The sequence below is a fragment of the Mycobacterium lepromatosis genome, from assembly GCF_000975265.2.
GTDB lineage: Bacteria > Actinomycetota > Actinomycetes > Mycobacteriales > Mycobacteriaceae > Mycobacterium > Mycobacterium lepromatosis.
Genome location: NZ_CP083405.1, coordinates 2,416,282 through 2,429,000, shown reverse-complemented (window position 1 = coordinate 2,429,000; position 12,719 = coordinate 2,416,282). Strand labels below are relative to the sequence as shown.

The following is a 12,719-nucleotide window of genomic DNA, read 5'->3' as shown; positions in this document are numbered from 1 at the left end:
GTAGATTACCTGTGGGGTAAGGAAAGAGGTCAGCAACATGTACCCGTGTGCCGCGTGTAGATCGATCCTGTCATTATCCGGCCTCGGCTGCCCCGTCGCGCAGTGGCTTTGAAAAATTTGAAAACACATGATAGAGGTATTGCTTGCTGATCTCAGGTGATGGCCGCCAGGTCAGATAAGAAGGGATCGCCGACGGCCTAAACGGCTTGACATTAAAGTATCTTCGATCCCAGGTTGTCAAGCCCGGCGTGCTCGATCTGATGCGGGGTGTTGATACCGTGTTCGTGCAACATTTCCACCAGTGCACGATGCGTATCAACGATGGCGATGGCTAGATGCAACCCACCGAGTTCGTTGGAAGATTATGGTCAATTCCATTGGTGAATAACGTGATCAGAACGACTCCACCTTTTTGTTCGGGAGGAGAATGTAGTCACGGCCGCGCTGCGCAGGGTAGCACGTTTGGTGTGCCATACATGGTTTTCATCGGCGCCATAACGACCCGGTTGTGTACTGTCATGGCCCCGATTCATCCCGGCTATGACAAATGCGGAAAGTCGGTCATTTTTGAGCCAACTTTTGTGCGCTGCCGAGACTACCGGTCGGCTTCTGTGTAACAGATGATGCAGCGAATGTGCTTGCCTTCCATTATGTTCCGATAACTATCGTTGATCTGCTCGAGCCGGTATTGGCGGGTGACTATATTGTCTAGGTTGAACTTGTCAACCTTGTACATCCCGAGCAGCTGTGGGATGTCGTACTCCGGATTGCCGCCGTTGAAGGTGGTGCTTGTCAGGTTTATTCTGTAGATAGGGTCAACATTGTGAGGTTAGCGTTTACCTGGGTGTCTATCAGGCTACCGATTGCAGTCAACACGCAGGCGTCGCCCTTGGCCGCGAGGGATAGATAGCTGTCAATATCGGCGCCCTCGAGTTTGTCGACGCTAATTACCACTTTTTGGCCATCAGCCCGTAGGTGCCCTTCGCCGACGCCCATCAGTGCTGCGTTAATGTCCAGGCAGACGTGGGGAGCATCGCGTTTCAGGTTCTGATCGCGTTTCCACTCCACCGGGTCGATCGCGAAGATGTAGCGCTCCGGCGATGACCGCATCCTGCGGTGCACCACCATATACGGAGGGAACCTCCCCAGCAGCGGCATCGAATAGACGTTCTGACCGCGGGACTGGATCCGAAACTTGCCGTCACTCACCGGTGTGCCACCTAGTAAACTGGCGCCCAAGTCGCACAGGTTACGCAGATCGGTTTGACACGATGGAGCACCTTCCCCGGACGGGATGAAGGACAAGACCATGTGGTCACCAGGGGCAATGTCTTCCGCACCGGGACGAACCTCGGTGAAGATGTCTACTCCCGCGTGCCCGCTTAGCACCGGAAAGCCTGCCATCGGGATGCTGTAGGTGACCATGTGCTGGTTGGAGTGGCATATGCCCGCTGCTCTCATCTGAACCTTGACCTCATCCTTAACCAGGTCGCCGATCTCAATTTATTTGACAGACAATGGCTTGCGGAACCCCAGTTCAGTGCGCCCTTTGTTTTCACCGTTGGTATCCGCTGCAACGATCGATGGGCTGAGTGTAGGTCAGCATTTGGACGGCGCCGTCGGTAGCTGTCACATGCCACCAGTAGAGATACTGGAGACTTGCCCATCAGGTAGTAGCTGGGCACCTTCTTTTAGGACATGCCGCGTTGGATCTGCCTCTGCATGCTTGCGGAGAGCGTATTAGCTTGGATCAACTTCGGATAGAGTGCCGATACCTGCCCGACGTCGAAGAAGTAGTGCTACCAGTTCCATTTTCCGGCGCAGGCATAGCTTAACCAGCTATCGCCTATCCCGTGCACCTCGAACTCGAGGTGGCTCACCCCGTTGGGTTGGCCGACGACCTGTTTCCAGAAACCGAACATTTCGCCCTGTTTGTCATCGATTCGGATCCGCTGGCACGGGCACCGCCAGGCCTTCCATCTCCTGGCCCAGCGCGATATCGCTACTTACCTCGATTTTTCGACGCACGTCACGTCTTCTTGTGTCTCGATGTTCCTGCTATAGGTGGCTTTATCAGTGTAAAAGTCGGCAAGCAAAGTCCAGTCGTCACGGTCGCTCCGCTTCCCGGTTAACCTCCAACCAGTGCTCCACCACAATCTTCGAGTTCTACACGAGGGATTCCTGCCACGCTTACTCTATCCTGTCTCTCGGATAGACAGCTTTTGGATGGGACAGGCCCGGCTCCGCCCGCTTGATTTCGTCGCGCGCTTTCTCGAGTGGTTCGGCGTCGAGAATATCGACTTTGCCGCGCGTGGGGTACCCGGAAGTAGTCTAGCGCCTTCAGTTCGTATATTGCATGTCTCTGGCACAGATCCAAGTCTGTCATCACTCGATAACCCGTTATTGCCCTGCTGTCCTTGTCTGTCTTCCTGTGGCGGTAATGTATCCAGGCGGGTTGGGTCAGCTGTACCACTTTTTTGGAATGGTCGTTGCGGTAGTTAGCTGAGGGCGGTTCCATCTCAAGTTCGTACTCGCGCAGCAGCACTGAGAAATCTTCTTGATCTGCATAGTGGTAAATACCGCACCCATGCAACTATTCCTATTGGTGCCTAACGTAATCCACATCCAGAAGTTGGTCAAATCCTTCTGGTGTTGCTTTTCGTAGCGCTTCGGCATGGAAGGCGTCGGTATCGGGGAAAACTTCTGAGATCCGTTTAGAGATCGCTGATGAGGTTGCTAATAAGAAATTTTCGTTTATCTGACGATCTTCAACCTCGAATTCGGCTTTGATCAAATGCATTAGAGTGATCAACAGTGAGATGTAGCCGCAACATCTCTTTGATAAAGTTCTTCAGGCACGGAATCTTTTTCAGCGCATGGAAACTTGCCGCCTGTCCTGGGTTCATAGCTGACGTCGATCCCCTTGATCACCGCGTCGTAGGAATCACGATGGAGCATTAGCTCGGTCGGCTTCCAGGATGCCGTATTCGAGCTGGTGTTATTCTTGGCGAACATCATCGAGATAAACATGTCAGTGATATCATCCGCCGATAAACGGTGGATGACCGTCTTCGTCCTTGGCGGTGATTGGTACGTCAAGCATGGCTCTGCTGGTCTTATCAGTCGGATCGGAGGGGTGGCGATTCGGTTGTTCATGATGCGCTGGACGAATGTCACCAAACCGGTCCGTGCTTCATCACGACGGCGAAAACTCCCGATTGGCAGATATGGGTCAACATAGGCTAGCGGATCGGTGCCCCCCTCCAGATTCAATAGAGCTTGACGAATCGGCCGTCCAGTTCATTGCGGAACTTCTTGCTCATCAGGCAGGTTGAGGCAGTGTGGTATAGTCTGCTCGGCTCGGTGAAGAAATCGAGCCGATCGATCTCATCGCACTCCCTCAGTTCGCGATCATCCGCCAGATCGGTCCTCGATGGTGACGGTTGGCTCTTCATTTGCTTGCCGAGCAGCGCTGCGTTGTGCAGCATCTACTTTGCACTGCCTCGGGCTCGCGTCGAACACCACACCCTTGCCGAAGAGCGGCGTCATAAACGGGCAACGTGCCTCGATCTGGCCCAGATTGTCGTAGCTGGACCGAAAGAAGGACTCATTTGGCCTTGCGCGCTCGACAACAATACGACGTACTTTCCACCCGGTGGGAACGTAGTCGAAATAGCCGTATTCGTCGCGGATTCGTTGCATGAGCCTGATCGGGTTAGCACGGAATGCTTTGATATGGCCTTGATCGTCTTGGTCACCGAGACTTGTGGAACGATAACAGTACTTATTGGTTGGGCATCCCCTCTTTGCCCAAGCCGAATTGCCTGCTTTTTCCGGCGTTTCGCCCGGCATCGTAGCCACGCCGAACAGCTAACTCGGGACGGTTAGTGGGTGCATCTGTCAGTGAAACCTAGGGTTGAATTTCCGTATTCCCGACAACGGCCCCGCAAGGTGTTTCGAGGATAAAGATGATCGCTCGCCACGTCGCTGGGAAGCAAGAAATACAAGAACATAGTTGTGCCGAGCCTGACACCATTTCGCCCAGTCTTGTAGCATGGGACCGACTGGTTCGGCGTATAGTTGCCATCCCATATCTGGTAAGCGTTGGGATCGAATGCACGAACACCGGGTGTACTCTCGTTCCATTGGCTGGCTTTTCCTCATGGAAGTCAGATCTGCCTTGGCTGCATCATAGGTGCCCATGTACGGGCGGGATGCCAGGCCAGCGCGATGTCGGAGCCGATGAATGATGACGTTTCCCTACCGGCGTGACACCGTGTCCGACAGCACCGCGGTAGCCAACCGATTGGCGCCGACCAGATGTATCTGAACCTGCCCCAGGAAGGCGTCGGTGCTGACTTTGGTAAGTCACCCCGGGAACTTATCACCGACGGTTGACACCAACACCTCAACCTCCCTGAATGCGTCGATCGTTTGCGCTACAAATGATTTTATCGACTCGCGTTCCATTATATCGAGGAGGAAAGTTGCTGCCTCGTCGCCATCGGCACAGATCTCATCAACCGTTTGTCCCCCCGGCGAACACCGAACGTGCCTAGGAAGTTGCGTCCGGTACGTTCGGTGGTAGTGGTGGCCGAGTCGATGCCCGACAATATACCTGCGGCGATTGTTGGCCGGTAGGTTGGATGAGGCTCAAAGTGGGGTCTTAACGAAGCCGCCCGGACCGTCACTCCTGGTGAGTTAGTCGAAAACATGGTGTAAACCATCCCGCTGTTCAGAATGGGCACGCTCGAGGATCTGGTAGGGATGTGTTTGTTCTTGCTCTGGGATTCCGCGTCGTGGATCACTGGGCGTGTCTCATATATTCAGTGCTGATGGCGGACAGATCATCCGGTCATGATAGAGAACAGCAAGGGCCGTGAGATCATCGCAGTACTACGGCTGGGATATGTTTACCTTGGCAAAGTGGCCGCGTCGATGGCCATGTGCCTGCTGGACTAACCCCGGCAGAGTGACGGTCTTAGATGTGCCCGCCAAGGTTATAACCCGTTGGTCAAGGACGGTGTTACCGCGGCGACCAACCATCCTCTCGGATATAGTCGAAGCCGACATCAGTAGCGTCATCATACTCGACGATGAGCAGGTGCGTGGGGTCATCATCTGGAAGGGCGGACTGGCGTCAAACGCCAAGCCGGGCATCCTCATCACGATTCACTCCACGATTAGCGACCTCCCTACTGTTTACCTGGCTCGCGAACGCACAGTGTTAGGTGATTCGCGTAGTCGATGTACAACCGGTAAGCGTTGGGGTCGCAGAGGGCGGATTGGCCGCCATGGTGCTTGGGAAAGTGGTGTGGAGTACCGATGCCCTGACCAGTGGCGCGAGAGCGATCATGTTCCACAACTCCACGGCACTTCTAGAGCTTGGTGACCTGGTGTGCACTACGCTGGAGTACATCTGCGTCCTGCGGAGAAGGATCTGAATCTGGTGCTGGGTGAAAGCGGTATTGGTCGAGTTACTGATGACCCAGCTAGGCACTTCAGCGGCTGGCGGCCGGTCTTGGGACACCGTACCCAACCAGCGAACTGTAGCTCCCAGAGGAGAAAGCGGACTCGATGGACGAGCTTTGGTCCACCAGCCTGGACAAGATGAACTAGGTCTACGCATGGGATATGCTGCTCGATACTCCGAGCGAGTACTTTGCTTCAACCGTCGATCGCCTTTCGGCAGGATTTGGACTTGCCTTAGATTGTTTGTGCGTGACCTCCGGATGGTGGTAATTGTGGCTTTGAATGCTTAGGATCAGGCGGACATGCTGGACGGTCCAGGTCAACGTCGTATGGTGAGTTGCCTCCCGACGAGCTCCGCGAATTCGCTGTCTTTATCACTCAATTACGTTGTCTTCCCACTCGGATCGCGGCTCAACAGCCCGAATCAGCGAGTTGCGGCCAAGCGCAAGAAGGTGACCGACAACGGCTCGCCCGCTTATGCAATGACCATGTCACCAAAGTCCTTGCGAAGAAGTCCGGCGAATCCAGCTAGTCTGGGCTCTTTAGCGGACCGAGAGGGGAGACTTGCTGAGGACCTGAGCAATGGGTTTAGCGAGCCAGCAACGCGCTGTCAGTGAGTGGGATAACAGTCTGCATATCATGCACCTAACGTCTCGGGGACGAGCTAGGACGGTGCTGATCGGACCTTGGAACTGGTCTCTGCGATCTACTCATGTGTCGTGGGTTTGAATGTTGTTTCGCGCGTGGAGGGCGTCGAGTGCAGCCCCGGGTTACGCGGCCCGTCTATTGGGTCTGTTGGGCTTATCAGGGTAACGGGTCCGGGGGCCGCCACTATACTGCAGGGTTTTTCGTCGACAAAACGATAAAGCCGTGCTGATCGCCGGCCGATACCGTCGGCAATTCATGATATTATGCCCTGGATTAGAACACGATCGGACTCAGCAAGACCCGCCGTGTCCACCATCACAGCAAGACTACCGGCCACTTGCGCAAGGTTAGGTGCAGTATCATGGATTATATGCGGGTAGCATAGCCCATCGTTCACAGATAACGGATTGTGCATCAAAATCGTTTGGCTTCAACACGGCACCGCTCACCACTTCTTGCTACTTCGTGGGTAATCTGCGGTTCAAAATTTCCGTAACCATCGAGGGGCACCGCGATTTCAACCTCGCTAACCTGTTACAGTCCTAATCGTTTCATCATTTGCAGGCCTTGTGAGCCAAGTTTAGCCCGTCCTGTTGTCCCACTGATACCGAAACTTCTGACACCATAACACCACTGCAAATTTGGGAAGGATAAGCAGAGTCTTCATCGTGCTATGGTGTATACTTTGAATCGGTAAGATTTGCAGTAGTTTATGTTCATTGGACCTTTTCGGTTTGGCGTGTAACTGTGCCCGTGAAGCTGTTGCGCTTCGCTAACGTGGTTGGTTGACAGCGTAAGTATACAGCGTAAGTATCAAGTAATCGATAGTTGATCAGCCCGGTGCAATGTGTGTGTGGGTTCTGTGATCGTGGAATGGGGTTGATATGCACCATTTTTGTGGTAAGAGTTCCCGAGATATTGTAGCGAGCGGTTGGGAAGGTGCGGCAATTCGTGGGTAGGTGCTTTCCGCCGATGCTCAGTCGGCGGCACCAGTGATAACCGCTGTAATGGCTCCCGCGCTCAGTCCGGACTCGGAAGAGATTGGCAGTGTATCTGGCCGATACGCATAGTATTATCGTGCCAGATACGTTGTGGCGGGAATTCTTGAGGAATTTGTACTTGTCTTGGATACCGTTGCTGTTAAGTATGCAGTCGCCGAAGCCGCAGTGTTACAGTCTTGAGTTAAACGAGTCATCACAGTTGTTACGAGCTGGAAAGAGCAATGAACAAACATTCCTCATGCCGAAGGGTGAGCTACCGGAGATCCACTTCCGCAACATGTGGGGCGGTCCGGGTACTGACTCGATAGAGGACGTCGTCCGGGCATGGACGTCGTTGCATAAGGATATGCGAGTTCTTGTTCGGTCCAATGATCCTGCCGTCTGACGGAAGAGTGATCGGGTGATGTCGCGATACAGGTCATTAATGCGGCCAGACCGTTTCAGGATTGGCTGGTTGACCTCGGCGAGCAGATCATTGTTGTCTAGAGACAGACACTGCACATCGTGCGGGTTTTGGTGCCCCGGAGCAGACCGATGCTAATCGTGCTGAGATGTTGACGCTGCTCAAAGACAACGAGCTCGGCCGAACCACTACTGCGATCGCGGCCCTCAAGGATGAATACGGAAGTTACTGAGAAAGCGGAGCGATGAAGAAGTTTAGGTTGTCGGCTGTGTTGAAGAAGTTGAACACTCCGTGGTAGCAGCAGCTACCAATTGCTAACAACACCGTGTTGATCGTACCAGTGTCACATAATATGTTACGGCTCCACCGGAATCACTTAGTTCTTTGCCACTGAAGCTATTTTTTGTACCACTCTACGTCTGCTATCCGCCGTGATGGTGGTTGGCCGAGACGTTGTGCGGTGATACGTGTTTCTGACTCATTCGCAGTTTCTGTGCATCGACGGGTCGATTGCTGTGCATGGCCAAGTGCTGCATTCTTTTCGAGTGTGTGGTGTTGGAACTGATGTAGATCGAAGCCTTGATGAGGTGCACTGACTTGCTTGTTACGTCTTGTTTTTCGCGTTTTACTGAGCGCTGACACCGGAGGCTAGCAGGCTGGCAGCACAATGCTGTGCTCAACCATGCTAATCACTTTAGGAACAACGTGCTGACGGTAGGCGGTACAGCAGTCGGACTATCCTCCGCGCTGAACCAGGATGAGCAGGTAACGAATAATTCGACGCCGACTAGCAAGTATGTGCTGAAGCAGGGGCGGATCGGACACTGATGAATTGGTCCATGCGAGCTGTGCCCCTCGTCTAAGTTGCGTGTTCGCCGAATGCGAAGGTTAGTGTCGGACGATGGTGCTTCCGCATGATATCGTCGAAAATCGCGCTGAGCGGGACAAGCTGGGCAGGACCCACCAACTCGGGCACTATAGATCGTGGCTTTTGATAAGCAACCCCACGAGTACTGGAACCCCGGATGTCAACATGATGGACTCCTGTACCAGGCAAATGGACATTGTGTTGTAGTATTTGCCTTCGTATCCGACACCGCCTCCGATCGCCTACGAAGCCGGGTTGGGTTTGAGTAGCCCCCTGGCCTCGGCGGTCGGGCAGTTTCCAGCTAATCTGACGTATCGTGCGCGTCTTGGTGATTGGCTCTGGTGCCCGTGAACATGCCCTGTTGCTGGCACTTAGCAGAGATCCGCAGGTCAAGGGATTAATCGTTGCCCCCGGTAATGCTGGCACCGCCCGGCTTGCCGAGCAGTACGACGTCGATATCAGCTCCGGCGAGGATATCGTCGCTCTGGCTCGCGATGTCCGGGCCGACATGGTGGTCATCGGTCCCGAGCTACCACTGGTGCTTGGAGTGGCTGATGCGGTGCGTGCTGCCGGCATCGTCTGCTTCGGTCCCAGCAAGGACGCGGCTCGTATCGAAGGCTCAAAAGCTTTCGCCAAGGAAGTCATGGCGGCGGCTGGTGTATGCACTTCTCGAAGCGAAATCGTCAACAGTCCAGCACGTTTGGATGCTGCCCTAGACAGGTTCGGACCAGCCGTTGGTGACCTGTCCTGGGTAGTGAAAGACGATCGTCTAGCGGCTGGCAAGGGCGTGGTGGTGACACAGGATCGCGATGTCGCGCGCACTCATGCTGCGGGATTACTGGAAGCCGGACACCCGGTACTGCTGGAGTCTTATCTTGACGGCCCCGAGGTGTCGCTATTCTGCGTCGTCGACGGTAGAACTGTGTTGCCACTGTTGCCCGCTCAAGACTTCAAGAGGGTCGGTGAAGGCGACACAGGACCTAACACCGGCGGTATGGGCGCCTATGCTCCGTTGCCATGGCTTCCCGATGAGGTTTATCAACAGGCGCTCACCAGCATCGTCGAACCCGTTGCAACTGAATTGGTTCAGCGTGGAAGTCCGTTTTGCGGACTACTGTATGTCGGTCTTGCCATCACTGCCAGCGGGCCAGCAGTCGTTGAATTCAACTGTCGCTTCGGCGATCCGGAAACCCAAGTTGTTCTAGCATTGCTGGATTCACCGCTTGGGCAACTCCTCTACGCGGCAGGAACTGGTGAGCTGGCAGAATTCGGCGAATTGCATTGGCATTCAGGAGCTGCCGTGGCTGTAGTGTTAGCGGCTGAAAACTATCCCAGACGCTCACGAGTCGGAGATATTGTCTTCGGATCCGAAGTCGATGGGGTATTGCACGCTGGAACTACTCGACGCGACGATGGTGTGATCGTCTCGTCAGGTGGTCGGGTGCTATCGGTGGTGGCGACTGGGGATGACCTGTCTGCGGCGCGATCCCATGCATACAACATCATCGGATCAATTCGATTGCTTGGCAGCCATTTTCGTAAGGATATCGGCTTTTCAGCAGCAGAGGGCAGGATCCATATCTAGCAGCGAAGTCAAGAAAAGTAGCGAAAAATGCTGCACTGTGCGTTGTTCGGTGGCAGATTAGGGGTAAATTTTAGAAAGCTGTAGTTTAGTCGTACCGGTGTGCGCCCCTGTCTGCTAGATACCTCCCCTTCGGGATGCCAATCTCTTGTAAACTCTTAACTCGGAGATAGTAGTTCACGGTTACCGGGTTATGTCCGCTCCAAATAAGCTCATCCAGCTGTTGAATGCAAGAAATCTGGTTCGCAACTGACCTGAAGACCAATGCATCCAGTGGGAACCTCGTTTCTTCGCAGGTTGTTTGCTTGATTTTGGCCGTGGTCGGCGATAAGCGCTAGAACTTGCACGTGTTCCTGTATTCTGGCATGCTGCCCATAACCGGTGCGTCGTCTGTGCTAACAAAGCCCGAGACGGTTGTGTGGTAGGGAGGCTTGCTATGTCCAACGATGTTCCTATTTCCTTTATCAGCAAAGAAATTCGCGTCACGTTTTTGTAACGCAATTTCGGTTCCCCGTACCACGACACCGGAGAAGAAGCTTATGTGATTCGACTGTAACATAGACAATAGAAACTATTGCTCTTGCGGTGTCGGCGGCTATATAGATACACGGTACCACCATTTAGGGATCCTGGCGGATGTCGGTTTCTCCTGTTTGCGGTCGATCAGTGCCGCATGTTGCTTCATATAATCATTATTATAGTCATTGTTCAACAGGGCTTTTCGTTCACAGCGAAACGTGGTCGATATCGGCTATATAGGCATGCGTATCGGTGCAAGCCAGCTTGACTGCTTCGATCTGCAAATGCGCGCAGCCGGCGGAATCTTTTGGCAACGAAGACATATCGAACTTTTACAGGATTTGCAGCGCGATCAATGCTACTGTCTTCCGGCCTTTTGATGGTATTTCGTGGATGCCGTATCCGCGGTCGGTTCCGTTGATTGTGCCATCCCAGTCGGCACGACACGATGAGCAGTTAAGTCACTGGAAGGCAAGATGCTGCCATTGGCCGTAGCATGTACCTAGATTCGGTAAGTCAATTCTTCACGATAGAACACGTCACCGTTAGTTGAGTCGATCAGCTCGAGGTGGCTGCTTGATCGGGGAAAGTGAACAGCTCGCCGGGTTTCGGCGCCCGCCTGGACGGCAGGAACGCCTCGGCGAATCCCGGCTGGGCTATTAAAAGCTGTACCTGTTCCTCCTATTGCTCCGTGATCATTGGTGAGGCCATAAATGCATTGTGGCCGTAGGATATCTTAAGCTCGAAAAGCCTCTAGAGAGGTGGTTTCCTAGAATTTGGTATGCAAATTCAACCTATCCGACACTACTCCAGGTTCGGTCACCGAATTCCATTGAGATCGAGAAAATTTTGTTGAAGAAATACTTTGGCGTTCATGCAGCACGAGAGCGACCCGAAGCGTTGAGTCCGTGCAATTGCTGGCCCTCCCAGAGGATGGTGAAGGTGTCCGAATTGGTGTGATTTAGACACCGGTTCCACCGTGGTGAGCGTGATGACAGTGGCGACGGCCGCATCAACGGCGTTGCCGCTTTCGGCGAGCATCCGAAGACCTGCTTGGGAGGCCAGCGGTTGTGACGTGCACACAACGTTTGCCGCTAGGACAAGTTTGCGTGGCTAGGTGTAAAGAAGGGGCGAGTCCTAAGGGCACGCTCACCGTCAGATCGTCGCACACTCTGGCCCCGGAGCCCAAACGTCGGATATCATGCAAAAGTAGCATCGTCTGGCCGGGAGGTTGATATAGCATGTGCTATCAATTTCCCGAATGGCGCACCTAAATCCTACACAGTGCTGAAGTGACAAATGTGACAGCGTCTTAGGCAATCAGTAGCGGTGACGTCCAGGTCTGTTTCTGTCGGTAGCTGCGAGCTCTAGAAACCCCCGTTGTGCCTGCCATGCGCAGAAAACTGTCGGTAGGTGGGTGCGGCAGTTGAGCTATAAAGTGTTTGGTTGCCTGGTAGAATTGATTACGATTGTCGCAATCGACTTGGATCGGGATGGACGTCAGCGTGAGCAGTCTGAACACCGAGTTCGCCGACCAGTCGTCGGGGTCGTCGAATGCGCCAGCACTGTGGCTGCTCTGAAGAACAGCCACAGTGCTGGGTTTACCGCGCAGATCGCTGCGGTACGTGCTGGTTTCCAGCCAGCCACTGAGCAGAAGTGCCCCGTAGCCGCCATAGACCAGCCCAAGACGCCACCCGTAAGGTGTTGATATGCCGCGTTTCCCGCTGTGGGATGAGTCCGTTCAACACCATAGCAGGCATCCTCGCCGGAAGCTTTTTGTTTTAGTAGCTGCCGCCTCCGTCGGCGGAGACCACCGCAAACGGCGTTAATTCCGCGTTGACGGTGTGCGCCAGGCCTTGCTCTACGCCGCCGGCCATCACCCTGGATGCGTTGCCGCCCAAGCGGTGCAGCGCTATCATAGGCCGCAAAGCTGTGATCTGGCCCGGTGCGCGGGCGATCCCCCAGTCGGTCGTTAGCACCGATATGTGCTGCCGGCGCGAACGAGCTGGTCACCATGTTGGGTGTTGTCTGAGCTGGTGCGGTCGGCGCCAGTGGAACTTAGGGTCCGTCGCCTATATTGATCGGCATTGCTTGTGATATTCGGAGCTGGAACAAAACAATTATGTCAAGCAAGTATGTGCCGATCGCCTCGACGGCCGCGTTGGCGCCCAGACCGAGCATAGCGCGGCGGCTTAAAATGGGCGTGCGGGCCATCATGCTATGGGT

The 12,719-nt window shown here is 54.2% G+C and carries 2 protein-coding genes and 5 pseudogenes; 3 read left to right on the top strand and 4 right to left on the bottom strand.

Annotated features, from left to right (window positions below):
• Positions 1-595 precede the first annotated feature (595 nt).
• From MLPF_RS11680 to MLPF_RS11675, 3 pseudogenes are all read right to left on the bottom strand, one after another.
• A pseudogene (locus MLPF_RS11680) lies at positions 596-1,559 on the bottom strand (alcohol dehydrogenase catalytic domain-containing protein).
• 132 nt (positions 1,560-1,691) lie between these two features.
• Positions 1,692-2,188, bottom strand: a pseudogene (locus tag MLPF_RS16480) (nuclear transport factor 2 family protein).
• Positions 2,189-2,422: 234 nt separating this feature from the next.
• Positions 2,423-3,788 (bottom strand): annotated as a pseudogene (locus MLPF_RS11675) (cytochrome P450); the annotation flags it as partial.
• Between the two features lie 883 nt (positions 3,789-4,671).
• On the opposite strand from MLPF_RS11675, the pseudogene MLPF_RS11670 reads away from it, so the two are divergent.
• From MLPF_RS11670 to purD, 3 genes and pseudogenes are all read left to right on the top strand, one after another.
• A pseudogene (locus tag MLPF_RS11670) lies at positions 4,672-4,861 on the top strand (SDR family oxidoreductase); the annotation flags it as partial.
• A gap of 370 nt (positions 4,862-5,231) precedes the next feature.
• Positions 5,232-5,444, top strand: coding sequence for a hypothetical protein (locus MLPF_RS11665; protein WP_045843686.1), 213 nt, complete (start codon positions 5,232-5,234; stop codon positions 5,442-5,444).
• Between the two features lie 3,264 nt (positions 5,445-8,708).
• The gene (gene purD, locus MLPF_RS11660; protein ID WP_045843684.1) at positions 8,709-9,977 is read left to right on the top strand and encodes a phosphoribosylamine--glycine ligase; all 1,269 of its coding nucleotides are present in this window, start codon (positions 8,709-8,711) and stop codon (positions 9,975-9,977) included.
• A gap of 1,883 nt (positions 9,978-11,860) precedes the next feature.
• On the opposite strand, the pseudogene MLPF_RS11655 reads toward purD, so the two are convergent.
• Positions 11,861-12,710, bottom strand: a pseudogene (locus tag MLPF_RS11655) (alpha/beta hydrolase).
• Positions 12,711-12,719: the final 9 nt, after the last annotated feature.